General features: G+C 62.6%; 23 protein-coding genes and 2 pseudogenes. 19 read left to right on the forward strand and 6 right to left on the reverse strand.

Features of this window, described 5'->3' with window-relative positions; genetic code table 11:
• The first annotated feature begins 39 nt into the window (after positions 1-39).
• From PD284_RS26060 to PD284_RS26095, 8 genes are all read left to right on the forward strand, one after another.
• Complete coding sequence (locus tag PD284_RS26060; protein ID WP_274631258.1) at positions 40-948, forward strand: carbohydrate ABC transporter permease; 909 nt, start codon at positions 40-42, stop codon at positions 946-948.
• Positions 945-1,844: a carbohydrate ABC transporter permease gene (locus tag PD284_RS26065; RefSeq protein ID WP_274631259.1), complete on the forward strand. Its 900-nt coding sequence runs from the start codon at positions 945-947 to the stop codon at positions 1,842-1,844. Before PD284_RS26060 ends, PD284_RS26065 begins: the two co-directional genes overlap by 4 nt.
• Entirely contained in the window at positions 1,841-2,890 is a 1,050-nt protein-coding gene (locus tag PD284_RS26070; RefSeq protein WP_274631260.1) for a Gfo/Idh/MocA family protein, read from the forward strand. Before PD284_RS26065 ends, PD284_RS26070 begins: the two co-directional genes overlap by 4 nt.
• On the forward strand, positions 2,887-4,491 hold the full coding sequence (locus PD284_RS26075) for an N-acyl-D-amino-acid deacylase family protein (protein WP_274631261.1): 1,605 nt from the start codon (positions 2,887-2,889) through the stop codon (positions 4,489-4,491). The genes PD284_RS26070 and PD284_RS26075 overlap by 4 nt, the downstream gene beginning before the upstream one ends.
• 11 nt (positions 4,492-4,502) lie before the next feature.
• On the forward strand, positions 4,503-5,654 hold the full coding sequence (locus PD284_RS26080) for an alanine racemase (RefSeq protein ID WP_274631262.1): 1,152 nt from the start codon (positions 4,503-4,505) through the stop codon (positions 5,652-5,654).
• Between the two features lie 4 nt (positions 5,655-5,658).
• A complete protein-coding gene (locus PD284_RS26085) occupies positions 5,659-6,705 on the forward strand; it encodes a lactonase family protein (RefSeq protein WP_274631263.1) in 1,047 nt (348 codons plus the stop codon).
• 178 nt (positions 6,706-6,883) lie between these two features.
• The gene (locus PD284_RS26090; protein WP_274631264.1) at positions 6,884-7,663 is read left to right on the forward strand and encodes an IclR family transcriptional regulator; all 780 of its coding nucleotides are present in this window, start codon (positions 6,884-6,886) and stop codon (positions 7,661-7,663) included.
• Positions 7,664-7,674: 11 nt separating this feature from the next.
• Entirely contained in the window at positions 7,675-8,736 is a 1,062-nt protein-coding gene (locus PD284_RS26095) for a DUF4432 family protein (RefSeq protein WP_274631265.1), read from the forward strand.
• Positions 8,737-9,351: 615 nt separating this feature from the next.
• Here the strand turns inward: PD284_RS26095 and PD284_RS26100 are convergent.
• Positions 9,352-9,720, reverse strand: a complete 369-nt coding sequence (locus tag PD284_RS26100; protein WP_274631266.1) for a hypothetical protein — start codon at positions 9,718-9,720, stop codon at positions 9,352-9,354.
• 242 nt (positions 9,721-9,962) lie between these two features.
• Here PD284_RS26100 and PD284_RS26105 point away from each other — a divergent pair, with 242 nt between their 5' ends.
• Positions 9,963-10,235, forward strand: a complete 273-nt coding sequence (locus PD284_RS26105) for a WGR domain-containing protein (RefSeq protein WP_274631267.1) — start codon at positions 9,963-9,965, stop codon at positions 10,233-10,235.
• A gap of 180 nt (positions 10,236-10,415) precedes the next feature.
• Here the strand turns inward: PD284_RS26105 and PD284_RS26110 are convergent, their stop codons facing one another.
• Entirely contained in the window at positions 10,416-10,820 is a 405-nt protein-coding gene (locus PD284_RS26110; RefSeq protein WP_274631268.1) for a hypothetical protein, read from the reverse strand.
• Between PD284_RS26110 and PD284_RS26995 the strand changes: the two are divergent.
• Both PD284_RS26995 and PD284_RS26115 read left to right on the forward strand, forming a co-directional pair.
• Positions 10,728-11,156: pseudogene (locus PD284_RS26995) on the forward strand (DNA cytosine methyltransferase); the annotation flags it as partial. The gene PD284_RS26110 and the pseudogene PD284_RS26995 overlap by 93 nt on opposite strands.
• A gap of 75 nt (positions 11,157-11,231) precedes the next feature.
• A pseudogene (locus PD284_RS26115) lies at positions 11,232-11,495 on the forward strand (IS481 family transposase); the annotation flags it as partial.
• A gap of 39 nt (positions 11,496-11,534) precedes the next feature.
• Here the strand turns inward: PD284_RS26115 and PD284_RS26120 are convergent.
• A complete protein-coding gene (locus tag PD284_RS26120; protein ID WP_274631269.1) occupies positions 11,535-12,536 on the reverse strand; it encodes a LacI family DNA-binding transcriptional regulator in 1,002 nt (333 codons plus the stop codon).
• A 134-nt stretch (positions 12,537-12,670) separates the two neighbouring features.
• On the opposite strand from PD284_RS26120, the gene PD284_RS26125 reads away from it, so the two are divergent.
• Genes PD284_RS26125 through PD284_RS26135 form a run of 3 tightly spaced genes read left to right on the forward strand, consistent with a single transcriptional unit; the run spans position 12,671 to position 16,089 of the window.
• The gene (locus tag PD284_RS26125; protein WP_274631270.1) at positions 12,671-14,011 is read left to right on the forward strand and encodes an MFS transporter; all 1,341 of its coding nucleotides are present in this window, start codon (positions 12,671-12,673) and stop codon (positions 14,009-14,011) included.
• Between the two features lie 9 nt (positions 14,012-14,020).
• The gene (locus PD284_RS26130) at positions 14,021-15,310 is read left to right on the forward strand and encodes an alpha-hydroxy acid oxidase (protein WP_274631271.1); all 1,290 of its coding nucleotides are present in this window, start codon (positions 14,021-14,023) and stop codon (positions 15,308-15,310) included.
• Positions 15,307-16,089, forward strand: a complete 783-nt coding sequence (locus tag PD284_RS26135) for an HpcH/HpaI aldolase family protein (RefSeq protein ID WP_274631272.1) — start codon at positions 15,307-15,309, stop codon at positions 16,087-16,089. The genes PD284_RS26130 and PD284_RS26135 overlap by 4 nt, the downstream gene beginning before the upstream one ends.
• Before the next feature lie 156 nt (positions 16,090-16,245).
• Here PD284_RS26135 and PD284_RS26140 read toward each other — a convergent pair whose 3' ends face one another.
• The gene (locus PD284_RS26140; RefSeq protein WP_274631273.1) at positions 16,246-17,571 is read right to left on the reverse strand and encodes a PQQ-dependent sugar dehydrogenase; all 1,326 of its coding nucleotides are present in this window, start codon (positions 17,569-17,571) and stop codon (positions 16,246-16,248) included.
• A gap of 402 nt (positions 17,572-17,973) precedes the next feature.
• Here PD284_RS26140 and proV point away from each other — a divergent pair, with 402 nt between their 5' ends.
• The 3 genes from proV to PD284_RS26155 are packed head-to-tail and all read left to right on the forward strand — an operon-like array spanning position 17,974 to position 21,050.
• Entirely contained in the window at positions 17,974-19,206 is a 1,233-nt protein-coding gene (gene proV, locus PD284_RS26145) for a glycine betaine/L-proline ABC transporter ATP-binding protein ProV (RefSeq protein WP_274631274.1), read from the forward strand.
• Between the two features lie 24 nt (positions 19,207-19,230).
• Positions 19,231-20,121, forward strand: a complete 891-nt coding sequence (locus PD284_RS26150; protein WP_274631275.1) for an ABC transporter permease — start codon at positions 19,231-19,233, stop codon at positions 20,119-20,121.
• Between the two features lie 53 nt (positions 20,122-20,174).
• On the forward strand, positions 20,175-21,050 hold the full coding sequence (locus tag PD284_RS26155; RefSeq protein ID WP_274631276.1) for a glycine betaine ABC transporter substrate-binding protein: 876 nt from the start codon (positions 20,175-20,177) through the stop codon (positions 21,048-21,050).
• Positions 21,051-21,323: 273 nt separating this feature from the next.
• Here PD284_RS26155 and PD284_RS26160 read toward each other — a convergent pair whose 3' ends face one another.
• Positions 21,324-22,598, reverse strand: a complete 1,275-nt coding sequence (locus tag PD284_RS26160) for an extracellular solute-binding protein (protein WP_274631277.1) — start codon at positions 22,596-22,598, stop codon at positions 21,324-21,326.
• A 249-nt stretch (positions 22,599-22,847) separates the two neighbouring features.
• On the opposite strand from PD284_RS26160, the gene PD284_RS26165 reads away from it, so the two are divergent.
• Positions 22,848-23,525, forward strand: a complete 678-nt coding sequence (locus tag PD284_RS26165; RefSeq protein ID WP_274631278.1) for a GntR family transcriptional regulator — start codon at positions 22,848-22,850, stop codon at positions 23,523-23,525.
• 41 nt (positions 23,526-23,566) lie between these two features.
• Here the strand turns inward: PD284_RS26165 and PD284_RS26170 are convergent, their stop codons facing one another.
• A complete protein-coding gene (locus PD284_RS26170; protein WP_274631279.1) occupies positions 23,567-24,958 on the reverse strand; it encodes an FAD-dependent oxidoreductase in 1,392 nt (463 codons plus the stop codon).
• Between the two features lie 96 nt (positions 24,959-25,054).
• Here PD284_RS26170 and PD284_RS26175 point away from each other — a divergent pair, with 96 nt between their 5' ends.
• Positions 25,055-26,482 carry an NAD-dependent succinate-semialdehyde dehydrogenase gene (locus PD284_RS26175; protein ID WP_274631280.1) on the forward strand — a complete coding sequence of 476 codons (1,428 nt, stop codon included), beginning with the start codon at positions 25,055-25,057 and terminating at the stop codon, positions 26,480-26,482.
• The last annotated feature ends 45 nt before the right edge of the window (positions 26,483-26,527 follow it).

The raw sequence follows: 26,527 nt of genomic DNA on the forward strand, positions 1-26,527 counted from the left end.
AGAGCCCCAGACGGCCAACGGCCCGTACGGAATAACAAAATGACAGCATCATTTAAAAACGGGTCGTTGGCGCGTTCAGATGCCTGGTTCGGCTTAAAGATGACCACAGTGGCCGCGATCATGATGGCTGTTCTGTTGCTCGTCCCATCGGCCCTCACAGTCATCTACTCCCTTCATAATGTGCCCGCGAATGGCTCCAGTTTCGGAGAGTTCGTAGGGTTCAGGAACTACCAGATCATCTTTGGAAGCGCCGTGTTCTGGCGCTCCGTCTGGGTGACACTCTGGTTTTCTCTCGGTTTTGTCGTTCTTTCGACACTGATCGGCTTTGCCATGGCCTTGCTCCTGAACCAGGAGTTTTTCGGCCGCGGCCTCGCTCGTGCGCTGCTGATCGTGCCGTGGGCTACCCCATGGCTGGTCATCGGCATTCTCTGGAAATGGTATGCAGATGGCAGCGTCGGCGGCCTCAATGCCCTGCTCGTCGGCCTCGGCATAACCAGTGACTACCAGAACTTCCTTGCGGACCCCAATTCCGCGCTGATGATCACTATCATCGCCGCTGCCTGGCGCCAGGCCAGCTTTGCCGGGATCCTGCTTCTGGCGGGCCTGCAGACGCTGCCAAGCGAGCTTTATGAAGCGGCCGAACTCGACGGCGCCAACTGGTGGCAGCGATTGCAGAACGTGACCATTCCTTGGCTTCGCCCGGTGCTGGTGACCGTTACCGTCCTCAACATTATCTACGCCTTCCTGCAGTTCGACGTGATCTTCGCGATGACGCAGGGCGGACCGGGCGACGCAACCCAGGTGCTGTCGATCCTGATCTACCGCCAGCTTTTCGTGGTCACCCAGATTGGTCTCGGGTCGGCACTTGCCGTCGTTCTGGGCGTCGCCGCGCTGATCGGCGGACTGGTGACTGTAAAACTGCTCTATCGTGGGGAGGCTGCAAATTGACCGCTTTGCGCAAATTCTTCGTCAGACCAGCTGGCCGCGGCTCGCGTAGTCCTCTGCAAACGATCGCACTTTACGCTGCCGTCGTCGTCTTCGCCCTCTGGGTCCTGCTGCCGGTTTGGTATCTCGTCGTCTCGAGTCTGATTACGCCGCAGCAATTGGGCTCGCGATCGTTCACCTATTTCCCAACCTCGATCACCTTCGACAATTACCTTTCCATTCTCACCGGCAGCACCGCCAGTGCAGGGTTTGGTACGACGGATGTCGGTGCTCGACTCGTGCCCGCAATCGCCCAGAGTTTCCTGGTTTCGACGGTGCTGGTGGTTCTCAACCTCATCATCGCCGGCTCGGCTGCTTACGCGCTGTCGCGCTACCCCTTCCCGGGCTCGCGCCAGTTTGAGCTCGCGGTCATCGCTACCCGCGTCGTGCCGGCAATTGCCATTGTAGGCCCGTTCTTCGTGGCCTTCCGCGTGATCGGGGTTCTGAATTCGCCCTGGGCGCTGATCATCAGCTACAACGTCTTCACCCTGCCGCTAGCGGTCATGATCCTCAAGAACTACTTTGATCAGTTGCCGCAAGAGATCGAGGAGGCGGCCAAGATCGACGGCGCGGGACGCTTGCTGACCCTTGCCATCATCATCCTGCCGATTGCCAAGCCGGGGCTGGTCGCCGCAGGGGTTCTGATCTTCCTCGAAGCCTGGAGCGAGTTCTTCTATTCCCTCGTGCTGACCAACCAGCTCACCGTTCCCCCGCTCCTTGCGGGCTTCCAGTCGGTACAGCAGTTCAATTGGAACGCACTCGCGGCCGCCACGGTCATTTCGATGATCCCGCCTGTACTGCTCGTCATGATTTTCCAGCGCAACGTTGTTGGCTCCCTCACCGCAGGTGTCGGCAAATGACAAAGATCAAAGCCGTTGCCCTCAGCGCTGGCGCATGGTCCCAGTCCAGTCACCTCCCTGCACTCGCGGAAGATCCCGAGGTTGAGATTGTTTGCATCACGAGCCCTGATGCGCAAAGCGCCCGGCGCTCGGCCGAAGCATTTGGCGCGCTGAACTGGTCGACCGACTGGCGCGATGCGCTGAAATATGCGCCGGACATTGCGGTCGTATCTTCCCCTCCCGTCGCCCACGAGGAGATGGTTACTGGCGCCCTGCAGGCTGGGGCACATGTCCTCGTTGAGAAACCCTTCGCGCTTCATGCTCAGTCTGCTGCGCTTATGCGCGATGCCGCCAAAGCTGCAGACCGGCATTTGCTGATCGGATTTGGCTGGCCAGCCGCTCCGATCTTCGCAAAGGCCAAAGAGCTGATCGCCATTGGCGAGATTGGCCTGGTCGAACACGTCAACTTCCACCTTGCCGTCAATACGCGTGCTCTGCTCTCGGGCAGCACCGATGGCGGCTGGGGCGGCGAGACGGCGTCCGACACCTCCACCTATACCGATCCACGCATTTCAGCGGGCGGCTCAGCTGCCGTGTCGATGTCCCACCAATTGGGGCTGATTGAGTGGCTCACCCAAGATGAAATCGTCGCGGTGCACGCCAATACCTATCCGGCTGGTGCGCCAATTGATCTCCACGCGGCGGTCAATGCCCGATTTGCCGGCGGCGGCTCTGGAGTGATCTCCAGCGCCTCGACGCATCCCTACCTTGCTCGCCCACAGTGGCATCTCGCCCTTTATGGGGACAGAGGGCAGATCTGGCTCGACTCGATCTCCGATCACCTTCGCCTGATCCGTGCGGACGGCGATGTAGTTACGTTCGACGGAAGTGAAGCCTCTGGGGTCTACGATGCAGGAGCTCCTACGAAGACGCTGATCGCTTGCGCTCGTGGCGCAGTAGCCCCGGCGGGTGTCTCCGCACATCTGGCGACGCGTGTCGTTGCCATTACCGACGCAATTTACGAAAGCGCCCAAAGCGGCAGCCAAGTTCGGATTTCCAACCCATGACCACGAGCATCCTCTTCGCCGGCGGCACGATCGTCGACGGCTCCGGCAACGTCCCCTTCCGCGGCGACGTGCTGGTCGAAGGTGACAAGATCACACGCGTCACTGACGGCGCCGTCTCGCTGACCGCCGATCGCGTCATCGACATCTCCGGGCTGACCATTGCGCCGGGATTCATCGACATGCACACGCACTCTGACCTGCAAGTGCTGTGTACGCCTGACCATACTTCAAAGCTTTCGCAGGGCGTGACCACCGAAGTGCTCGGTCAGGACGGGCTTTCCTACGCACCGGTCAACGACGAAACTCTTCTCGAACTGCGTGCCCAGATCAAAGGCTGGAATGACGACCCGGCCGGCTTCGACTGGAACTGGCGCACCGTTGCCGAATATCTGCAGCGTCTCGACGGCAAGACGGCGACGAACTGCGCCTATCTCGTGCCGCATGGCAACCTGCGCATGATGGTAATGGGCAATGCCGCGCGCCTGGCGATGCCTGACGAACTTGAACAGATGAAGTCGCTGCTGCGGCAGGCGATGGAGGAAGGCGGCGTCGGCCTTTCGACGGGCCTGACATATGTCCCCGCCATGTATTCTGATACCGACGAACTGGTCGCCTTGTGCGAAGTGGTTGCGGAGCATGGCGGGTTTTACTGCCCCCACCACCGCAACTATGGTGCCGATGCCCTCGGTGGATATCGCGAGTGCTTCGAGATCGCGCGGCGTTCCGGCGTTGCTCTCCACCTGGCGCATACCCACCTCAGCTTCGACTGCAACAAGGGTAAGCTCCCCGAGCTCATCTCGATGATCGACGAAGCCATTGCCGATGGTGTCGACGTCAGCTTCGACAGCTACCCCTACCTCGCCGGAATGACCACACTCTTGTCCCAGCTTCCGAGCTGGGCGCTCTCAGGCACCGGTGAAGAACAGATGGCCCGCCTGAGGGACCCTGAAATGCGGGAACGCATCATTGACGCTCTCGATGTCACTGGTTCTGACGGCCATCAAGGCCTGACGGTCAACTGGAGTAATGTCCATATCGCCGGCCTGCCGGGTGCTCCCGAGCTTGAATGGCTTATGGATGACAATCTCGCAGTCTGCGCCGAAAAGATTGGCAAGCGTCCCGCCGAACTCGCGCTTGATGTTCTCATCTCCACCGACCGCGCGGCGCCGTGCGTGTTCTTTATCGGCATCGAGGACCATGTTCGCACCCTCATGCAGCATCCAGTTCATACCGTCGGCAGTGACGGCATTCTGGTTGGCGAACGCCCCCATCCCCGCAGCTGGGGAACTTTCCCGCGGATGCTCGAAACTTACGTGCGGATCGAAAAGGTCCTCACGCTGACTGAGTGCGTCCGTCATATGACAAGCTCCGCAGCGCGCCGTTTGCGCCTCACCGATCGGGGATTGGTCGCCGAAGGCATGCTGGCCGATCTGGTGGTCTTCGATCCAGTAACCGTGTCCGAAAAGGCCACCTACGCAACCCCGCGCCAAGCGGCGACGGGCATCAATCATGTCATGGTCAATGGCGTTTTCGCCCTCTGGGATGGCCAGGTATCCGGCGATCGTTCGGGCCGTGTCATCCGTCTCGGCTCCCTCAACTAAGGCCCGCATCTATGTCTACCCAGCGCGAAACCGTTGCAGCCCGTGATTGGTCTGCTCTTCCAGTCGCCACCCCGGGCCTTGTTCTGGACCGCGATGTCTTTGACGCGAACATGAAGGAGATGGTCGACATCGCCCGCTCCGCCAATGTCGAGCTGGTGCCGCACGCAAAAACCCATCGCATGGCCGCAGTGGGTCAGCGCCAGATTGAACTGGGAGCCACCGGACTTTGCGTGGCGAAGATCGGCGAAGCCGAGGCCTTTGCCGACGCTGGTATTAGCTATCTCTTCGTCGCAAATCCCGTGATGGGCGAAGACAAGCTGGAGCGCGCTCTGAAGCTCTCCGCGCGTGCAAACCTCATGCTTGCCGTGGACGGCATCGAAGCGGCGCAGGCGGCCGGCGCGCATTTCGCCAAGGCCGGAAAGACCGTGAGGCTCATGTTGGCTGTCGACTCCGGTTTGGGTCGCGAAGGCGTAAACCCGGCGGAAGCCGCTGATGTCGGCGCTGCAATCGCTGCCCTCCATGGCGTTGAGCTCGTCGGCGTCTATACGCATGAAGGCACCACCTATGGCGCCAAGGATCAGGCCGATCTCGAAGCGCGCGCCCGTGCCGCTGGCGAACTCATGGTCAGCGTTGCTGAGAGCATTCGCGCCAAGGGCATCGCCCTTCCTATCGTCTCGCTGGGCGCTTCCGCGTCAGCGCGCGCGGTCGCCCATGTCCCCGGTGTGACGCAGATCCGCCCCGGCATCTTTGCCTTCAACGACGTCGGTCAGATCGCTCTCGGCAATGCCACACTTGAGACCACCGCGGTGCGCGTCATCGCGACTGTCACGAGCCATCCCGACCCAGACCGCGCATGCATCGACGCCGGATCAAAGTCTCTGTCGACGGATCTTGTGCCCGCTGGCGCGCATCGTGACGAGTATCCGGGCCACGGCATTCTGGTGAATGCGCCCGGCTGGGTTTTGGAGCGCATGTCGGAGGAGCATGGCTGGCTCCGCTACAAGGGCGAAGGTGAACCCACGCCGCTGCCTGTCGGGACCCGACTTGAAATCATCCCAAACCATGTTTGCATGCCTTTTGCTTTGCTGAGAAAAGCTTCTGTGCTCGCGAATGGCGAAATCGTGGCGACGTGGGAAGGCTTTGGAGCGGGCTCATCGGAGTGAGAGCATGAGTGGCGGAATCCTAGACAATAGCGAAGTTCTCCTTGTCGCCTCGCGCGGCGCGGCCGAAGAGCATGGCCTCTGGCTGTGGACCGAAGGCGAAGGTGGTTGGACCGGTCGGCAGATCGACACTGTCCGCCAATTGTCTTCGCTTACCGCGCATCCCAAACTGCCTGTGGTTTACGGCACGGCAGGCGTCGAAGAGGGCTGGCTCTACTCCTGGCACATCGATGCGAAGCGAGAAGAACGCCTCTCGGCGACACTCAGCATGGGCGTTGAGCCCTGCGATCTGACTGTGGATCCGAGCGGCCGCCTGCTTATTGCGACCAACTACACAACCAGCACACTGGCTCTCCAGCCGCTCGGTCCCGACGGGGCATTCGATGGCCCACTGTCCCTTTTCAGACTGTCTGGCAGCGGGCCAGAGGTTGCCCGACAAGACGATGCGCATCCGCACCAGGCCTTCTTCAGGGACGAGACACTCATCGTCATCGACTTGGGCGCAGACTGTGTACGCGAATTCAGGCTGGACTTCTCCAAGACAGGCGCGGAGGTTCTCATCGAAATCCGGACAACGCCCGTCCCGCCGAGCACAGGTCCGCGACATGGCGTCATTCTCGATGACGGACGTCTGGCCGTGAGCGGTGAACTGGGTGAAAATCTCATCACCGGACACCTTGGTGGATCGGCCGCGGACTGGGCGAATATCCGCAGTACGCTCTGCACCGGTCCTGCCAAAACGCGCTGGGAGCGCAATTATCCGGGCGACATCCGCCGCAGCGGCGATGGCCGGTATGTTTATTTCGCCAACCGCTCCTACGATACACTCGCCACGTTCGATGTCACCGAGGCAGAGCCGAAGCTCATTGCCGAACTCGATACGACTGTTCATTGGCCGCAGCACATCGTCGTGCGGCGCGATTGCCTGATGGTTGCTGGCTGGGATTCCTCCCGCGTTGTCACGTTGCGGCTCAGTGATGGCATACCCCAGCGGGTCGTACCGATTTTCGACTGCGCGGGCGCCGGCTGGTTGCATATTCACCAGATCCCCTGACGCCAAGGCTCGCCAAGCGGGCAAGTACTACGCTAGGGCAATATGCAGATCGACACGAGTAAAGGGACGACTCGACCAAGTGACATCAGAACAGGGCAAGATCAGCACTAAAACGAATACCAATGCGGCGGCTAGAACGCGCAGAGGAAGTACAGGGGCGTCTTACTCTGTTCCCGCCTTGGAGAAGGCGCTCGATGTCCTGGAGATGATGTCGGACCTTTCCCAGCCCGTGACCCCGAGCCAGATTGCCCAGCAGCTTGGTCGGTCGCTGCAGGAAGTCTATCGCATCGTACTCGTGCTGGAGGCGAGGGGCTATATCGTGCGCCCGCCCGGCACGGAGGCCCTCGTGCTGTCGACACAGCTCTACGGCTTGGCAACGCGCTTTCCACCATTCCGTCGGGTTGTCGACGTTGCCCAGCCGATTATCAACAGCTTGGCCGTCAGCACCGGTGAGGCTGTCCATCTTGCCGTCCTCGATGGGCTTCGCATGTGCATCATGGCGCAAGTCGATAGCCCCCAGGCCATCGGTGTTCGGCTGCGCGTTGGGGCCCACAGCTCTGCAGTTTTGGGCTCTTCGGGCAGAACCCTCGTGGCGTTCCAGGCCGAAAACGTCCGTGAATGGTATCTGGATCAGGCGAAATCCCAGCTCAAGGAAGATGAGCTCACCTATCTTCACGCGCGGATCGAGACCATACTCGCCAACGGCTACGAGTTGGTTGAAGGACGCCTGTTGCCTGGCGTCGTCGACATCAGCTTCCCAATCTTGGATAGCAATGACACAGCCCTGGCGGCAGTGACCGTTCCGTATCTCAGCAGTTACGGAACGCCCAGGCCACTGGCGGAAGTGGTCGGCATGCTCCACGAAGCTGCGGACACAATCTGCATGGCCATGGGGGGCAAGCTCGCCCCACTCAGGAAGCCGATCCCGGCCCCCGGTCCTCGCTTGGACCCACAGTGAGTGCATCTGCCATGTCGACGACGCTGCATCTATTCAAAGACATGTTCAGCCGCGAGCGGCGACTGGTGCTTGAACATGGTGCGATCCGGGTCCACGCCTTCAAATATGCCTCAGGTATAGAGGCGCTGGAGATCTCTACCGGGGCGGCCCGTTTCACTCTATTGCCCTTCAAGGGCCAGCAGATCTGGGACGCCTGGGTGGGCGACAGACGACTGACGATGCAGTCGGTGTTCGACGCGCCGATAGATACACGCGAGTTCCGCAAAACCTACGGTGCCTTCTTCGTCCACTGTGGAGGCACCGCCATCGGCTCCCCACAGGCCGGCGAACACCACTTGCCGCATGGAGAGCTTCCCAACATTCCATTTGATCGCGCACATTTGCTCCTGGGGACCGAAGACGGAGAGCACTTCGTCGAATCAAGTGGGGTCGCCAGCGATCGCGAAGCTTTTTCCCACGCGTTTGAATTCAGACCAACGCTGCGATTCTTCGAAGGGCGCGCTGACGTATATTGCACCGTCACCATCGAAAACGTGGGCGGCGACCACATGCCCTGCATGTATCTCGGACACGTCAATTTCGCGCCGGTTCCCGCTGCGCGCTTGAGCGATGGTGGCAATGACGCTGCCTACACGTGGGCAAAGCCCTCGCTTCCGAGCACAGCACCGCAAAGCGTTCATGACTGGCACGACCGTGTCAGCTCAGATTTCAGTCAGCACCGTCTGGTCGGCACAGACGACCGCGTCGAGCCCGAGTTTGTGAAGACACTGAAATTGCCGTCCGGCGCAGATGGTTGGACGCATAGCGCGCAGCTACTTGCTGACGGAAGCGCAGATTTCGTGAGTTGGCAGCCAGCAGACCTACCCTACGCAGTTCGCTGGATCACGCGGGCTTCGGAGCGTCAGGCCATGGGCTTCGCTTTACCAGCTACAGCCGGGCCTGAAGGCCGGGAAGCTGCTCGCCAGAAAGGTGATCTGTTCTATCTCGACCCCGGCGGACGCTTTACAACCCAAATGCGCTTCGGCGCCTTACGGCGCGATGAGGCAAATCAACTCCTCCAGCAGATCACATAATTCCGACATCGACGGCGCCTGGTTTTCGGTTAAGTTGAGTTCAATTGCCGCTCGGCGACCTTTCCCTACCACTCAAATTGCAAGACTTGTCGGCCAGTTGCTGATGGCTATCCCTCGAAGGCCGAAGGCGTATGCCACGCATTTCTTCCGGTACCCGATGCGACGCTCTTCAACAGGGGCAGGAAAAGGACGCTTCAGAAGCCAATTCTTAGACTTGCACCAGGCGACGGAGCGGCGCTCGAGGATCTCGAAGCGGCGGTGGGGCGAGCCAGAAGGAGAACGAGCGCCTACGCCTCCAGCGCAAGCTTGACGACCTGCGCATCGGCGGTCGCTACTCGGCGGCGCTCACCACCATCAAATCCCGGGCATCGGGTAGTCGGCGGGCTGGCGATGCGTCGCGGCCCCAACACTTTGCGCTATGGCCAAAGCACCGAGCCTGGACCGTCGCGCCCTCGTCCTAATTGACCATCTGCAGCTCGCTGTATGCAGGAGCAACGGTGTCTGCACGGACCGTATTTCGCGAGCCCGAGAAGCGCATCTTCGAGTGCAGGTGCGGCTTCGAGGCCAGCGACCGGCTTCAGGGCCCGAGACCCACCTAACCGAGACGTTTGCACATCACAATCGAACGGCTGCTCTCCACGTGCGTTCGCTAAGAGCGGACAGGCCGATACCGGCCCCTGAGCGGCGATGCTGGCGATCCCTTTTCTCCTCGCGCTCTTTCTCGTTGTCGGTTTCTTCGACGTTCGACGGATCTTCGATCCCCCAGCGAGCAGACATCGGATGGCCGGACATGCGTTGAGAACATTGTCGCAGCGAGCACGAGACCGAATAGCGTGCACACCAAACCAGCCGTGCCTCCAGCAACGACGGACGTGATTTTTTTGCGGCAAGGAGGCCATTATGGGGTCTGGCAATTTCAGTGATGAGTTCAAGCGTGATGCGGTCGCGCAGATCACCGAGCGGGGTTATCCGTTTGGATAACATTCGGTCTCGGCATGCATTCTACAAACATGATGCGAGCATCGTCCAGGAATGCTTCGGTCTGGTGGACGTCACCAGCGCGATCTCGGAACTCGTTTTGCGGCGCCTGGCGTGATCTCATCAGAGCCGTTCCAAATGGCGCTCATCTCTTGGGGCGACGGACCCATCACAGTTGTGAATCATTTGGCAAACAACGATTCAGCAAACTCGTTGGACGTCGCATCCGCCTCCGGCCAGAATCGCGCATGTCAAAACCCGCGAAACCACCGCTCTATCTTTGCCGCATCAATCCCGCCTGCAATCTGGCGCGGTTCTATGTGCTGTCAGTGCAGCCAACCTTGTTCGGCGGCGCCTCGCTCGTCCGCAATTGGGGGCGGATCGGAACCAAAGGCCGGGCCAAGGTGGAGACGTTTGACGAGACTGAAATGGTCGATGCCGCGTTCAAGTCGCTTGAACGCGCAAAGCGCCGGCGGGGCTACGTCCACCTCCAAACCGCCGGTTCCGGGTTGCCCGGGTGAGTGTTCCTTGCTGTCCAACGAAATCGAGCCGCAGGGTCATCAAGACGCATCGGCATTCGCTGAACGAGCGAGCGGCCAAGCTGTCAAACCGTGCTCCATGCTCACGGCCGAAAACAACACGGCGTGACTTCGATATCATCGATTCAGAACCATCGAGTAACGGGGGCAAATCGCCATCTCTCAGGCCCGTTGCATGCGGGCGCGGATCCGCGAAAGTTCCGTGAGATCGCCGAGATCACGCCTGCCCTGATGCGTCAGGAGGCGGCGCAGCACCGCTAGCGCTTCCACCCGGTCATAGCCTTCCGCAATGAGCAGGCTGAAGGTGGCGCGCATAAGCAACTTGGTCTGCGGTTCTGCAGATGTCGTGGTGAAACCATCGCTGACGGCATCGATGTAGCAGATCGTTGCGGCCGCGAGTGCGGCGTCCACGCGGTCGACCTCGGGCGCGCGCTTGGCGGCCAGTCGCAAGCGGTATTGACGCTGACGCTGCTGATGGTTGCTGTTCATCGGTTCCGGACGGTTCTGGAAATCTGCGCCGGTGCGGGAGGCCAGGCGCTCGGGCTCGATGCCGCCGGTTTCCTCCATCTGGGGCTAGTTGAAGTCGACGAGGACGCGACCGCTACCTTGCGAGTGAACCGTCCGGAATAGCCAGTCATCCACGACGACGACCTGCGCGAGCTCGATCTCGGCGCTGTGGCCGGCGAGCGCCGAGGCGCCCACGATGAACGTGACCTGTTTCCTGAGGCGCTGCGTCTCGTGCGTGAGCTTAAACCGAAAGCAGTCATGCTCGACAACGTGACGGGCATGCTACATGCGCCGAACAGCGTCAACCGGCTGCGCATCCTCTCGGAATTGACACGCCTTGGCTACGATGCGGAATGGCGCATTCTTGAAGGGCCGGACTGTGGGCTGCCGCAGAAACGCCGCAGAGCCATCCTTGTTGGCTTCCAGCCGGGTATCATCCATCGTTTCCGTTGGCCTCGTCAGCGTCGATCGTGTCATGTCTCCAGGGCTGGTCGCAAGTTGGGCCTCAGGCACATGCGCACAAAACCCTACACTCTTAAAACCACTGCAAGGCCGAGCGGCTCATCCAGACCGCGCTGCGCAAATGGGCCTATGCCCTCGCATACACGACCTCGGGCCACCGCGCCGCCCCGGCTGCATCGCTACAATTGGCACAGGCCGGCAGCCTAAGGGCAGAAAAAACCAATCGGCACTCTCTGCCGAAGCGAGGACAACCTATTGAGGCTCCACAGCTAGCTGTTCAATCCCGCGCCGTCTTCTCCACCCGTGGCCGGTTCAGGCTGAAGCTCGCCGGACGATCGCCATCGTCTCGTCTTGCGGCGGCGACAGGTCCACGTCGTTGCCAAGCATCTTCAGCAAAGGGGTGCTCCAGATATCGGCCCATTTTTCGATGTCGAGACGAACCGTCGTCACCCCGATGTTCGAGATCGGGCGGTCACCGATTCCCATCAGACCGATGCGGCCGGGGCCGAAGCGCTCACGGCCTATCGTTGCGAGAAGATATGCCGCGACCTCGTCCGTATGTGCGCAAAGCCCGTCAAGAGCGTCCGGGCCTTCCAGGTGATCTTGCTGAAATTGTCGAAATCCCGTTTCGTCATAAGGCAGGCGCAGGATGCGCGGTTCCGGCAAACCGTGATCTGTCGCGATCCGGCGTATGGTCTCGATCCGGGGGGTTACAAGGGCCTGCGGCATCGGATGAGCGGGCATGACATAGGCAAGGCGTTCGAAGCCGTGTGAAACCAAGTATTCCGTCTGAGTGCGGGCCGCGAGCCGGATGAAGGCGTCCAGATCCGTATGATGATAGAGAATGCCCGCGGCCGACATGTGCCGGATCGTCTCTCGCGGCAGCGGCGACAGGGACACCACAAGAGCCGGCGTGATGCTGGAAAGCAGGCCAGTGATCCGCGGGAGCGTCTCGGCCCCCGATTGCAACACGAATTCATAGCCGGACCGTTCAAGGCGGTCGCCAATTCCACCATAGATCTGCGGATAGGTGGGGCCGAGATCCCAGCTCGGCAGGATGCCGAGCACTAGCCGGCTGTTGCCGGAACGCAGCAGCCGGGCTGCGGCGGAAGGGACGTAGCCCATGTCCCGGGCGGCCTTCTTCACACGGGCGACCGTATCATCAGGAATTCCGCTGCCGGGCGTACCGTTCAGGGCGTAGCTGACCGTCGCCCGCGACAGGCCGACGGCCCTGGCGATGTCGCTGGTCGTAACTCGTGTCGTTCTTTTCATCAGTGCATGCCCGCCATCCTGCCGCGCCCCGCCGACGCTCACGGCCGACGTTCTAGCAGAGCGGCCACGTGAAGATAGGAGAAGATTCCGCTTGCATAATGCACTTACACGAGTAAGTTGTCGCGCGGAACTTACACGAGTAAGTTACCAGATTATCAGCGAAGGGAAGAGTCTTGTTGAGCGATAGGGTTGAAATAGGCGGCGCGCGGGCCGACGGAAAGCTGACGGGAGGGCAGCGGCGCGCGATGTTCGCCGCAACGCTCGGCACGCTGATCGAATGGTATGACTACGCGCTTTACGGTGTTGCTGCGGGTCTGGTCATCTCCCCGCTGTTCTTCCCGCAGGCGATCGGCGACACGGCGGCGATCGTGGCTTTCGCCACCTTCGCAGTCGGGTTCCTGATCCGGCCGCTCGGCGGCCTGGTGATCGCCCATATCGGCGACACCATCGGCCGCAAGCCTGCGCTGATTCTGACGATCCTGCTCATGGGGATCGCCACGACCGCCATCGGCGTACTGCCAACCGCCGCGCAGATCGGCATCTGGGCGCCGATCCTGCTCGTGTTCCTTCGTGCGCTTCAGGGCTTCGGCGCCGGCGCCGAGCTTTCGGGTGCGCTGACGGTCGCGGCGGAATACACGCCGGCGAGCCGTCGCGGCTTCTTCACGGGCGTCATCAACGGCGTCGGCGCTGCCGGTTCCGCCATTGCGATGATTGCCTTCATGCTCGTGTCGCAGATGGACAACGAAGCGTTCCTGGCCTGGGGCTGGCGTATCCCGTTCCTGTTTTCCGCCGTGCTGTTCGTGCTTGCGCTCTATATCCGGCGCACGCTGGAGGAATCGCCGGAGTATCTCGCGGCGAAGGAGAAGAGCGAGCTTCAGGCGAAGGAAGCCCACATTCCGCTGGCGCAGGTGTTCAGGAGCAGCCCGCGCCGCATGGTCCTCGGCATACTGCTGTGGACCGGCCACAACGCGAACGCCTATATCGTGCTGGCCTTCGCGCTGAGCTATCTGACCAACACCGTCGGCTTCACCCGTACCGAAGGCCTGACGATCACGCTGGGCGCGACCCTGCTCGGCTGCTTCGCCGCTCCGTTCTGGGGCGCTGTCGCCGACAGGCGCGGGGCAAAGCAGGTCTATGGCTGGACCATGGTCTTCGGCGCTCTCTTTGCCATCCCGCTGTTCATGATGATGAGCACGGGGCAGTTCTGGATCGCCATGCTCGGCTTGTGCATCGCTTCGGGCATCGTGCTCGGCGGCACCAGCGGCTCGGCGGGTGCGGTCACGACGAACCTTTTCCCACCGGAATTCCGGTTCTCCGGGGTCGCCGTCTCCAAGGAAATCAGCGCTGCCGCCATCGCCGGCCCGACCCCTTTCATCGCCGCCGCCCTGGTTGCAGCCAATGGCGGGCAACCTTGGTACACCGCGACCTATGTGGCCGCCTGTTGCCTCGTCACCGTGATCTCGCTGCTGCTGATGGGCCGTGGGGTCGGCAATGTCGGTATCGAGAAAATCCGGTAGGGGCCGACGATGAACCGCCGCTTGCCGCGTTACAGAGATCTGAAGGATCTGATCCGCTTCAGGGCGTTTGATTTTGCAGGAACGAGACGCAGGCTCGCCTCGGCCTGGACGATCGACGACCTGCGCACAATCGCCCGGCGGCAGACTCCGGCCGGCCCGTTCGACTATGTCGATGGCTCGGCCGAGGACGAGGTCACGATCCGCAAGGTTCGCGACTATTTCCGCGAGGTGGAGTTCCAGCCGGGCATCCTGCGCGACGTGTCGGCGAACGACCCGTCCACGGAACTCTTCGGCAAGCGGATGCACTTGCCGTTCGGCTTCGCGCCGACGGGCTTCACGCGGCTGATGCATACGGCGGGCGAACGTGCCGTGGCGAAGGTGGCGGGCGAAAAGGGCATTCCCTATGCGCTCTCCACCATGGGGACCACCAGCATCTCCGATCTCGCCACCGCCGCGCCGGCCACCCATAAATGGTTCCAGCTTTACCTTTGGAAGGACCGTGACTTGTCGCGGCAGTTCATCGAGACCGCGAAGCGCTGCGGCTACGATGCGCTGGTCGTCACGGTCGATGTGCCGACGGCGGGCAACCGGTTGCGCGATTTGCGCAACGGCATGACCATGCCGCCGCAACTGACGCTGAAATCGCTGATCGACGCATCGCTCAGGCCGCGCTGGTGGTTCGACCTGCTGACGACGGAACCGCCCCGCTTCGCTTTCGCCTCGGAGGATTCCGGGGCCGGCGCGGCCGCGCTCGTCGCCCGGCTTTACGACCCGGCGGCGAAGCTGGAAGACATCGGCTGGATGCGCGAGGCCTGGGACGGTCCGCTTGTCGTCAAGGGCATCCAGACCCTGGATGATGCCAGGCGCGTCGCCGATTTCGGCGCGGACGGCATCGTTCTGTCCAATCACGGCGGGCGTCAGCTCGACCGTGCCCCGCTGCCGCTGCGCCTGCTACCCGAGGCGGTCGAGGCCGTGGGACGGCGGACGACGGTCATGATCGACACTGGGATCACCAGCGGCGCCGACATCGTCGCCGCGCTTGCGCTCGGCGCGAAATTCGCGTGGGTCGGTCGCGCCTATCTCTACGGCCTGATGGCGGGCGGGGAGGCCGGCGTGATGCGGGCGGCAGAGATTCTCGAATCCGAAATCGTGCGCACCATGAAGCTGCTCGGCGTCCAGCGGATCGATCAACTGAATCCTGACCATGTTCTCCTGCTGGAGGACGTGCAGGCAAGGGCGACCGCGCGGGCACAACGGCGCCTGGCCGTAAACGCGACGCGGGAAAGAAGCGAAGTATGAGCTACGGCGTAGAGAAGATTTCGGGCTCCCGGCGCACGCAGGCCAACGACATCCGCGGCCAGCTTCGTCACCGGGCCTTGCGGGGAACCTTCCAGATCATTCCGGATCCGGTGGTGACGGAGATCCTCGCGGCCGCCGGGGCGGATTTCGCGCTCGTCGACGGAGAGCACGGCGCGATCGGCATCGAGCGCCTCGAAAGCCTCGTCAGGGCGGGGGACGCGCGGGGGCTGCCCATCCTCTACCGCGCGGCCTCGGCGAGCGACGATATCTCCAAGGCGCTGGACACCGGGATCGCAGGGATTGTCGTCCCACGGGTCGAACGCGCGCAGGAAGCGCGGCAGGTCGTGCAGGCGGTCCGTTTTCCGCCACTGGGCGCGCGCGGGATCGGCCCCGGCCGAGCCGCGCTGTTCGGGCTCGACATGGCAAGTCTACGCCAACGCGCCAACGACGACCTGCTGCTGTGCTTGATGATCGAGACGCGAACCGGTCTCGAGGCACTCGATGCCATCCTGGCGGTGGAAGGCGTCGACGCCATCATGATCGGCCCGGCAGACCTTGCCTCCAGTCTGGGCGTCGCCGCGGGCAGCGCGGAACATTCCGCCGCCATTGAGATGATCAGGAGCCGCACCCTTGCGACGGGCAAGATATGCGGCATTCATTGCCGCGACGCACAAGACGCCGCATCCCGCGAAACCGATGGCTTCCATATGCTCGCAATCGGCCTCGATACTGCGTTTCTGGCCGAGGCAGCGACGCGCAATTTCACCGAACAGCGATAAGCCCGCCAGCCCTCAGATGTTTGAGCGACCTGCTGGGCGGTTTTTGCGGCAAGCTCCGAGAAAGGTGAAGGCGATCGTCTTGCGGGCGCACTTTCAGCATGCGCTGTCGTTCGCAAGTTCCTGATCCGAGTCGCTGCAGAACTGACTGTCCACTCGCTATCGCGTCGGCGTGACCCGCCAGATCCTGTTGCCGACGTCATCAGCCACGAGGAGCGCCCCATCCCGGGCGATCGCGACGCCGACGGGCCGGCCGAGCGCCTTGTCATCGGGGCTAAGAAAACCGGTGAGGATGTCCTCGGGCGGCCCTGATGGTTTGCCGTTGGCGAATGGCACGAAGATCACCTTGTAGCCGCTCCGCGGAGCGCGATTCCAGGAACCGTGCTGGCCCACGAAGGCGCCGTTCTTCATCTTGGCGCCGAACAGGTCACCCGTATTGAAGGTCAGGCCGAGCGAAGCAGTGTGCGGGCCGAGCGCATAGTCGGGCTTGATCGCTCGTGCGACCAGATCCGGTTTCTGCGGTTTGACGCGCACATCCACGTGCTGCCCGTACCAACTGTAGGGCCAGCCGTAGAAGCCGCCGTCCTGGACCGAAGTCATGTAGTCCGGCACGAGGTCGGACCCGATCTCGTCGCGCTCGTTAACGACGACCCACAACGCGCCGCTGTCGGGTTGCCACGAGAGCCCGTTGGGGTTGCGGAGGCCGGACGCGAACAGCCGCATCTGCCGGGTGGCAAGGTCGATCTCGTGGACAGCGGCACGTCCCTTCTCCTCGTCCATGCCGTTTTCGCCGACGTTGGAATTGGATCCGACCGTCGCGTAGAGCTTGGTGCCGTCGCGGCTGGCGATCACGTCCTTCGTCCAGTGATGGTTGCGGCCGGCCGGCAGGTCCACGATCTTCTCGGCCGGCGCGGCGATCTCCGTGGCGCCCCCCTGGTATGGGAAGGCGACGACCGCATCGGCATTGGCGACGTAGAGGGTGCCTCCAAGGAGCGTCATTCCGAAGGGCGAGTTGAGGCCGGTCAGGAACGCAGTCCTTGTCTCGGCCACGCCGTCGCCGTCCTGGTCGCGCAACAGGGAGATTCGGTTGGCGCTCTCGGTCCGCGCACCCGCCTGGCTCTGGAAGAGGTTCATGAAATAGCCCCGAAGCGAGAAGCCCTCGTCGGGCTTGGGCGGCGCGTTGCTTTCTGCAACGAGCACGTCGCCGTTCGGCAGTACGTGCAGCCAGCGCGGATGGTCCAGCCCACCTGCGAATTCGTTGACCGCATAGCCCTGCGCCGCAGTCGGCAACGTCCCTTCGGGCCAGGGCGTCGCCTTGGCCACGTTGATGTTCGGTATCCATTCCGGCCGCGGCTTTGCGAGTGTGGGGTTCGGACCATAGGTCTGCTCGATCGGTACGGTCGCCTCGTCGCGAAAAAATGCGCAACCGCCGCCGGCGGCGACGAGGACCGCAACGGCAGGAAGGATGACAAGGTGCTTTTTCATGGAGGCCTCGCGCTTTATGTTATCGAAACGCCCTCAAGGCCCTAGTGTTTCCCGCCCCCGTCGCAAAGTTGAGAAGTAGGCGGATTCGGCGTCGATCTGGTGGTCGGAGAGCGTCTTCGGAGCGCGTCGATGCCGCCGGGCGGCAGCCACGAGACCATGGAAAAATTCACCCCGCTTGTCCGCATCATCGAGGAACTCCCCGACGGCGGTGTGAGCAGGACAAGCCCGGTTCGAGCCGCCGCTTGTCGGTCAGGACACAAGAGTTTCGACCCGGCGGCTGGTCATTTTAGTATCGTTGTGACATAAGCCACCCTCATCGCAACGAACCTCCTGGTTCCGCGCGGATCAATCTTAGTAGAACAAAGGAGAGCGCCCCGCTCCCGGAGCCGGGCCCAGCATTGTATGCATTTTGCGACTGAAAGCGACCTTTCGGAGAACCACCGGCCGGTCAAGATCAGGGTCAAGAACGTTTTCAAGGTTTTCGGCGAGCGGCCGGAAAAAGCCCTCGACCTTCTGAAAACCGGCAAGACCAAATCAGAAATTCACGCCGAGACCGGCTGCACCATCGGCGTCAACGACGCAAGTTTCGATATCCGCGCCGGCGAGATCTTCGTCCTCATGGGGCTTTCGGGCTCTGGCAAATCCACCATGCTGCGCCTGATCAACCGACTGATCGAGGCGACGTCCGGATCGATCGAGATCGAGGGTCGCGACGTCGCGCGCATGCCGCGCAGCGAGCTGATCGCGCTTAGGCGCCGCGACATCAGCATGGTTTTCCAGTCATTCGCGCTACTGCCGAACCGCAGCGTCATCGACAATGCCGCGTTCGGGCTTGAAATCGCCGGCGTCGGCGAGACCGAGCGCAGGCAGCGGGCCCGTACTATACTGAGGGCCGTCGGACTGGACGGTCATGACGATAGCCGGATCGACGAGTTGTCCGGCGGCATGAAGCAGCGCGTGGGCCTTGCCCGAGCGCTGGCAGGCGAGCCTAGCGTGCTGCTGATGGACGAGGCCTTTTCTGCGCTCGACCCGCTTATCCGGACCGAAATGCAGGACGAACTGGTGCGCCTTCAAGCCGAACACAGCCGCACCATCGTGTTCGTCAGCCACGACCTCGACGAGGCGATGCGGATCGGCGATCGCATATGCATCATGCAGAACGGCGAGGTCGTTCAGGTGGGCACGCCTGACGAAATCGTGCTCAGGCCCGCCAACGACTACGTCCGCTCCTTCTTCCGCAACGTCGACGTCTCGCAGGTCTTCCGCGCCGGTGATGTGGCGCGCAAGACCCAGGTGACGATCATCGAGCGCCAGGGCGTCTCAACCGCAGCGGCGCTGGAACGCATGGAGCATTTCGATCGGGACGTCGCCATCATCCTCGGCCGCGACAAGACCTTTCATGGCATGGTGAGCCGCGATTCGCTGATCGAAACCTGCCGCGACGGGGCGGGCGACCGCTATCGCCGCGCATTTCTGCCCAACGTCGAGCCGATACCCGCGTCGGAAAACCTGGCCAACGTCCTCGGCAAGGTCGCCGCCAGCACCTGGCCGGTCCCGGTCACCGATGACGCCAATCGCTACCTCGGCTCCATCAGCAAGTCCGCGCTGCTCGAAGCACTCGATCGCACCGCCTGATCCCGGCCGCCGGAGAAAAATTCCATGACATTCGATATCGGTGACGGCGTCGACAGCGCCGTCAACTACATCCTTGACAATTTCGCCCCGCTTCTCGACCTCATCGCGGCCGCGATCGGCGCTGTGACGAACAGCATACAGGCCGCGCTCCTGGCAACGCCCATGGCCCTTGGTCTTGCCATCCTCGTGCTGCTCTCGCTCTGGCGCGTCGGCTTAGGATTTGCGGCGTTCACCGCAGCTTCGCTTCTGCTCGTCGACCACATGGGCCTGTGGTCCGCAATGATGGAGACGCTGTCGCTGGTTGTCGCCTCGACGTTGGTCGCCATGATCATGGGTCTGCCGCTCGGCATCGCCATGGCGCGCAGCGACCGGGTTGCGTCCGTCGTCCGCCCAGCGCTCGACCTCATGCAGACCATGCCGGCCTTCGTCTACCTGATCCCGGCGGCCATGTTCTTTGGGCTCGGCGCCGTTCCCGGCACCATCGCGACCGTCATCTTCTCGATGCCGCCCGTCGTGCGCCTCACCAACCTCGGCATCCGCCAAGTGCATGCGGAACTTGTTGAGGCCGGCAATGCCTTCGGCTGCACAGGCCCGCAGCTGCTCTTCAAGGTGCAGCTTCCCAACGCCATGCCCTCCATCATGGCCGGCATCAACCAGACGATCATGCTGTCGCTGTCGATGGTGGTGATCGCCTCGATGATCGGCGCGGGCGGCATCGGCAACACGGTGCTGACCGGCATCCAGCGTCTCGACGTCGGCACCGGCTTCGAGGGCGGCATCGCCGTCGTCATTCTCGCGGTGATCCTGGACCGGATCACCCAAAGCCTCGGAAAGGAACGCGCCAGCTTCTGGCGCACCTTCTTCCGACCCCAGGCGCAGGCTTCGGCAGTCTCTCCAGCCACGGCCATGCGCTGAAAACGGGCGGCGTCCGCGTTGCCCGATGCGAACCTTCCAAAAAAGGAGCAAAGATGTTCAAGACACTCGCCACTTTCGGCATCGCGGCCGGAATGATCATGGGGGCGGCCGGCGCGACACTGGCCCAGGACAAGTCGCCGGTGAAGATCGGCTGGGGCGCCTGGTCTGACGCCGAGTTCGTGACCAAGCTTGCCGCGAAGGTCATCAAGGACAAGCTCGGCCACGAGGTGGAACTTGTCCAGACCGACATAGCGCCTCTCTACCAGGGCGTGAGCCGCGGCGACCTCGACTTCATGATGATGGCCTGGCTGCCCGAGACCCACGCGGACTATTTCGCCAAGGTGAAGGACAAGGTGACGACGCTCGGCACCGTTTATGACGGCGCGAAGCTCGGCTGGGTGGTCCCGACCTACGTGCCGGAAGACGCCATTGCCTCCATCGAAGACCTGAAGAAGGAGGACGTAAAGGACAAGCTCAAGGGCCGCGTCGAAGGCATCGATCCGGGCGCCGGCCTCACCCGCCTTTCGGAACAGGCCGTCAAGGACTACGAACTGGACAGCTACACGCTGCAGATCTCCAGCGAGGCCGGCATGTTGACGACGATCGATCGGGCGATCCGCAAGGAGGAATGGTTCGTCGCCACCGCCTGGAGCCCGCACTGGATGTTCGGCAAGTACAAGCTGCGCTACATCGACGACCCGAAGGGCTCGCTCGGCAAGGCCGAGCATGTCGACGTGATCGCCCGCAAGGATTTCGACAAGGAGAACCCCGACGTCGCGGCCTTCCTCTCGCGCATGAAGCTGCCCATTGCTGACCTCGAGGCCGCGATGTTCGAAGCGCAGGAGACCTCCTACGAGAAGGCCGTCGACAACTACATCGCGGGCCATCCCGACCAGATCAAGGCCTGGCTTGGCGGTAACGAAGGCTGACACGGCACCTCTGGTCAGGGCAAAGATGTCCTCGTGGGTCACCCTCGCGAGGACGCGAGAGCATGTCACGACCTGGCCGCCATCCCCCGGCTCCAGAACCGGAGCTTGCGGCAGGCTTCGAGGGATTCGGTCGCTGGTCAAGTCGCCAACGCGCTCGATCACTCCGAACGCGCGCGGCAGGCCTCCGTCGTGGCGGCCTGCCGTTCTACGATTTTAACGATTGAGAATTCATCTGGGCAGCGATCTCCGCTGCCCCGATGAAAAGCGGCTACGTCAGTTCACAAGACGTTCGATGCGCGCCTGCATCGCGCCTGCCGCGTCCTCGGCCGACTTGAGGCCCAGCACCGCAGCCTGGGATTCCTCACGGAAGATCGCCGCCGCCTCAATCGAACGATCGAATGAGGACGGGATAACCTGCGCGATCTTCAGCGCCTCGGATTCGGCCTGGGTGTAGGGCAGCTTCTCCTGCAGCCGGGCATCGGAATAGGCTGTCGGATCCACCGGTCCGTTGGCATTGAGCGCAATGCGGATCGTCGCCTCCTTCCCGGAAAGCGCCCGCATCAGCGAATAGGCAAGGTCCTTGTTCTTCGCGTTGCGCGGAATCGCCATCGACCAGATTTCCGTTATCGCCGTGCCTTCGGGATTGACCGCCGACGGCGTTACCACGACGTCGATCTGGCCGGGAAACTTGGAGCTTTCCGGATTGTTGTAGACAGCATAGCGCGCGAAGGGATCGATCGCCATTGCGGCCTGGCCGTTCTGCACGGCGGTGATGACGTCATCGATGGTCATGGTCGCATAATTCTGCGCGAGCACGCCTTCCTTGTAGAGTTCCGCCATCGTGGACAAACCCTTGATCATCTCGGGGCTGTTGGCCACGACCTTGCCCTCGTCGTCGAACAGTCGCGCGCCGAAAGCCGAGAGCAGCGTCAGCACGGCGACGTGCTCGTCGCCCGAATTCATGACCAGGCCTGCGACCCGCGTGCCGTCGGAGCGCGTGTAGCTCATCTTGCGGGCGTATTCGATCAGCTCGTCCAGCGTCTGGGGGGCGCGGTTCAGGCCCTGCTCCGCGAAAAGGGCCTTGTTCCAGTGCAGTCCGGTGGTGGCGTGGCGGAACGGGATCGCCGTCAGCTTTCCCTCATGCGTCAGCGCCTTCTTCAACGGCTCAGGAATCGAATCCAGGATTTCGATCGGCTCGGCGGCGATGCGATCGTCCAGCGGCTCGAGCAGCGCTGCGATGCGCGGCGTATGAAACTTGTTGATGACAAAGGCGAGATCGACGGAACTTTCGCCCAGCGACAGTTCGCGACCAAGGCGGTCGTGAATGGGATCGATATTGCCGGTAACCCAGTTCAGGGTTGCGTTGTTGGCGGTCGCCCACTCGCCGGCGACGTCGCCTCCCGTGGTGCCGGCCACAAGACCGCGGGCCACGTTCTCGTGCACCTTGTGCGACAGGACCGTTACCGTCGTCTGCGCGCCTGCTGGCAAAGAGCCGCCAAGACATAGCGCCACCCCTGCGGCAAGCACACTCTGCTTTACGAATTTCATGTTCTTCCTCCCTGGAAAACGGAACTACGAAAAAAAATTGGATCCATTCGATTGGATCCAAACAGGAAACCGATCCGGGGTCAACTCCGAGCGTGAGATCGACCTCCGCCGGGACAACGGAGAGGCCCCGCCTCCGGGGATCCATCGAGCACTAGCCCTGTTCTGGACAAAGTCGGCGTCCGCGCTTAGGATTTTTGGATCCATGATCGCGGATGACCGGCGTCCGCAGCGAAACCCGGAGATATCTGCGTGGCACGCACTGTTCGGTTCAAGAGTACGGCGGACTACGCCACTTCCGAGATCCAGCGGATGATCCTGGCCGGCGAGTTGCCCGCCGGGGAGCGGCTCGATCAAGTTCGGCTTTCCGAGCAGCTCGATGTCAGCCGCCATCCCGTCAGGCAGGCGATCGAGCGCCTGGCCGAGCGTGGTTTCGTCCTGTTGAGTCCTCATCGCAGCGCAGTGGTCACCGGGCACTCGGTCAGCGATCTCGTCGAACTCTATTCGCTGCGCGAAAGTCTCGAGGAAATGGCGTTGCGAGCGAGTTGGCCTCGCCTTTCGACCGAAGGCATCGAGGAGTTGGAGGCAATCCACCAACGGCTGGTCGCCCAGGATTCGGAAACCGACATCGAAGGCTACATGCAGGAGAACCGTGCATTCCATCTCGCTTTCTATCGGGATTGCGGCAACCAGCATCTGCTGCGCACCATCACCACCCTGTTCGACCTATCCGAACGCTACCAGCGTACGGCACTGAACTCGGCGCGACGGCAGACGCGGTCGCGCGACGAGCATGGCGCGATGATGGACGCGTTGCGCGCGGGCGACCTCGAGCTTCTGAGCCAGCGGCTCAAGGCGCACAACCGGGGCACGCAGGAGCAGGTTTGCGCGATGCTGACGTCGCCGGAAACGGCGGACGCCGAAGCCTGATCTCATTGCGGGATGAAGACATCGGCCGCGGCCAGCGTCCATCACCTGGTTCCTTCGAGGATCGCGCCTTGATCCTTCAGGGTCTGGCGCAGCCGGGCCACAGAAATGTCGCGCAGCCTGGCGTGGTTGCTTTGGGTGACCGCCATCGCGGTCAGGCTGCCCGCCGCCTGGCCCATCGCCAGGCAGCTGCCCATGACCCGCGCCGACCCCTGCGCCTCGCGACTCGCCGACAGGCAGCGCCCCGCAATGACCACGTTCTCCAGACCTTGCGGCAGCAGGCTGGCAAGCGGAATGTCGTATGAACCGCCGTCGGCGACCGGGATGCGGATCTGTCCGGTCCCGTCCTGATGGATGTCGACGTGATGGCAACCCTTGGCCACACCGTCCCCACGCTTCCTTGCCTCCAGGACGTCCTCTTCCGTCAGGATGTAGTCGCCGACGACGCGCCGGGTTTCGCGGATCCCGATCCGCGGCGACATGCCGGATATGCTGGCTGCACCGAAGCCGGGCACGGACTTGCGCAGGAATTCGGCGCACTGGAACACCTGTGCGGTCAGGACGCGCAACGCCGTCGCCATGTTGTCGGGCCGGGTCGGCTCGTCGAGGGTTATGCGCGTCGCGTTGATGCAGACCTCGCGACGGGTGTCGGAGGTGGGCTGGATCATGATCAGCGCGGTCGCAAACATCTCGCCGCGCTCGATCGCGCCGCCGAGCAGCGGCCCATCGCCCTTGAAGAAGACGCAGGGCTGGCCCTGCCGGTAGATTTCCTCGGTGATCTCGCGATCTGTCCGCCCGCCACGGATCGCTTGGCTTTCGCCCACGGCGACGCACTCGGGGTGCTCGCGCACGAAGCCGAGAAGCCCGGCGGTGTCGACATTGGCCATGCGGAACATCATCGACATCGGTTGGGGCTTCTCGTCCCGGCCCACGCTCAGCATCTCGGCGCCGGCCATGGCGCAGAGGTCGCCGTCGCCCGAAGCGTCGACAAAGGCGCGCGCCGTCAGCAGCTGCCGGCCGCCCTTGTTGCGCACCACCAAGCCCGAAATCCTGCCGCCGTCCTGAACCGTTTCCTCGGCGAAGGTCTGGAGATAGACGGTGACCCCGGCCCCGAACACCAGTTGCGGGATCGCGATCTTCATGATCTCCGGATCGTAGGCGACGTACTGGATCAGCCGCCAGTCATTCAGCTTGGCGACGAAGCCGCCCATGTCTCGGCAAAGCTGGAGAAGGTCGGTCAGGACGCCGCCCACCGTGTCCTCGCCGCGTCCGTTGATCGCGCCATCGACGGTCATGCCCGTCAACAGCTCTCCACCCAGCATCGGACCGGCTTCCACCAGGGCCGTGCGCGCGCCGTTCCGGGCCGCAGCGACCGCCGCCGCAATGCCGGCGCTGCCGCCCCCCAGAACGATCACGTCGTAATCCTGACACTTCACGATCAATCTCCCTAACTCGTGTTCTCGAAAGTCGTTATTGCAATATTGGATCCATGATGCAATATGCACTTCGAGATATGAGAGGAGAGGAACCGGATGGAGTGGGGAAGGCTCACCCTTGCCGGCGCGATGGCGGCGCAGGAGGACGAAAATTGGACACCGGTCGGTGACCCTGCCACCGGCGAGACGATCGGCTATGTCCGCATGTGTTCAGAAGACGATACGCGGGAAGCGGTTGCCTCGGCGCACGCGGCCTTCGCAGGCTGGTCTGGCGAAGCGCCCCAGGCGCGCAGTGCTGTCCTTCGACGGTTGGCGGGGCTGATTTCAGACCATACCGAAGAGCTGGCCACGCTGTTGACGACGGAACAGGGCAAACCCCTCGCCGAGTCGCGTGCCGAAATTGCCTCCGCAGCCGGCTATTTCGACTTCTTTGCGGAGGAAGCGCGCCGGGTGAATGGGGAGATCGTCGCTTCGCCGCGCGCCGACAGCCGCATCCTTGTCATGCACAAGCCTATCGGCGTGGTGGCAGCGATCACGCCCTGGAATTTTCCTGTCTCGATGGTCGCGAGAAAACTGGCCCCTGCCCTGGCGGCGGGGTGCACCGTCGTGCTGAAGCCCGCTCCGCAGACGCCTCTCTGCGCGCTTGCGCTGGCGGCGCTATGCCGCATGGCGGGCCTACCAGAGGGCGTCCTTCAGGTCCTCACGGGAGATGCCGCCACTATCGGTGCGGTGCTCACGCAGGATCCTCGCGTGGCCTTCCTGAGTTTCACCGGATCGACGGCGACCGGACGGCTTTTATATGGACAGTGCGCCATCACGATCAAGAAACTCGGCCTGGAGCTCGGGGGGCATGCACCATTCATTGTCCTGCCCGACGCGGATTTGGACAAGGCCGCCACGCTGGCGGTCGCCGCAAAGTTCCGGAACGCCGGCCAGACGTGCGTGTGCCCCAACCGCTTCTTCATCCACGATGAGGTCTACGACGACTTCCTTGGCCGCCTTCTCCAGCAAGTCGATCGCCTTGTACCTGGCGACGGCCGCAACCCGGAAAGCACGCTTGCGCCGCTGATCGACGAGGCGGCGCTGACCAAGGTCGAGCGGCATGTCGCCGACGCGGTTGCCAAAGGGGCGACCCTCACACGGGGCGGCAGGCGGGCGGCCGTCGGACGCACGTGGTACCAGGCGACGGTTCTGGAAAATGTCGGCCCGGACATGCTCGTATCCTGCGAGGAGACGTTCGGCCCCGTTGCCGCGCTGTCGCGATTCACCGACGTAGAACAGGTGAAGTCAGCGGTGAACGCCTCGCAATACGGGCTTGCCGGCTATGTCTTCGGACGCGACATTTCGAGCTTGCTGAAGACCGCCGAATCTCTCGATCTCGGCATGGTTGGCATCAACGCGATCCATCTCGGGCTGGAAATGGCTCCAATCGGCGGCGTCAAGCAATCTGGCCTCGGCCGCGAGGGCGGACATGCTGGCATCCTCGACTACTGCGAGCAGCAATATTTGCTTGTCGGCCTGTGAGATCACACAAGAGCCGCGCCCGACCAGCCGGAAGAACGACGAATT

This window comes from Mesorhizobium shangrilense, assembly GCF_028826155.1.
In the GTDB taxonomy this organism is placed as follows: domain Bacteria; phylum Pseudomonadota; class Alphaproteobacteria; order Rhizobiales; family Rhizobiaceae; genus Arvimicrobium; species Arvimicrobium flavum.

What these genes read in the sequence shown, in the direction of transcription:
- PD284_RS26060 (WP_274631258.1), top strand. Translation starts at nt 40, where the DNA reads ATGACAGCATCATTTAAAAACGGGTCGTTGGCGCGTTCAGATGCCTGG.
- PD284_RS26070 (WP_274631260.1), top strand. Translation starts at nt 1,841, where the DNA reads ATGACAAAGATCAAAGCCGTTGCCCTCAGCGCTGGCGCATGGTCCCAG.
- PD284_RS26075 (WP_274631261.1), top strand. Translation starts at nt 2,887, where the DNA reads ATGACCACGAGCATCCTCTTCGCCGGCGGCACGATCGTCGACGGCTCC.
- PD284_RS26080 (WP_274631262.1), top strand. Translation starts at nt 4,503, where the DNA reads ATGTCTACCCAGCGCGAAACCGTTGCAGCCCGTGATTGGTCTGCTCTT.
- PD284_RS26085 (WP_274631263.1), top strand. Translation starts at nt 5,659, where the DNA reads ATGAGTGGCGGAATCCTAGACAATAGCGAAGTTCTCCTTGTCGCCTCG.
- PD284_RS26095 (WP_274631265.1), top strand. Translation starts at nt 7,675, where the DNA reads ATGTCGACGACGCTGCATCTATTCAAAGACATGTTCAGCCGCGAGCGG.
- PD284_RS26100 (WP_274631266.1), bottom strand. Translation starts at nt 9,720, where the DNA reads ATGTTATCCAAACGGATAACCCCGCTCGGTGATCTGCGCGACCGCATC.
- PD284_RS26105 (WP_274631267.1), top strand. Translation starts at nt 9,963, where the DNA reads ATGTCAAAACCCGCGAAACCACCGCTCTATCTTTGCCGCATCAATCCC.
- PD284_RS26110 (WP_274631268.1), bottom strand. Translation starts at nt 10,820, where the DNA reads ATGGAGGAAACCGGCGGCATCGAGCCCGAGCGCCTGGCCTCCCGCACC.
- PD284_RS26130 (WP_274631271.1), top strand. Translation starts at nt 14,021, where the DNA reads ATGAACCGCCGCTTGCCGCGTTACAGAGATCTGAAGGATCTGATCCGC.
- PD284_RS26135 (WP_274631272.1), top strand. Translation starts at nt 15,307, where the DNA reads ATGAGCTACGGCGTAGAGAAGATTTCGGGCTCCCGGCGCACGCAGGCC.
- PD284_RS26140 (WP_274631273.1), bottom strand. Translation starts at nt 17,571, where the DNA reads ATGAAAAAGCACCTTGTCATCCTTCCTGCCGTTGCGGTCCTCGTCGCC.
- proV (WP_274631274.1), top strand. Translation starts at nt 17,974, where the DNA reads ATGCATTTTGCGACTGAAAGCGACCTTTCGGAGAACCACCGGCCGGTC.
- PD284_RS26150 (WP_274631275.1), top strand. Translation starts at nt 19,231, where the DNA reads ATGACATTCGATATCGGTGACGGCGTCGACAGCGCCGTCAACTACATC.
- PD284_RS26155 (WP_274631276.1), top strand. Translation starts at nt 20,175, where the DNA reads ATGTTCAAGACACTCGCCACTTTCGGCATCGCGGCCGGAATGATCATG.
- PD284_RS26160 (WP_274631277.1), bottom strand. Translation starts at nt 22,598, where the DNA reads ATGAAATTCGTAAAGCAGAGTGTGCTTGCCGCAGGGGTGGCGCTATGT.
- PD284_RS26175 (WP_274631280.1), top strand. Translation starts at nt 25,055, where the DNA reads ATGGAGTGGGGAAGGCTCACCCTTGCCGGCGCGATGGCGGCGCAGGAG.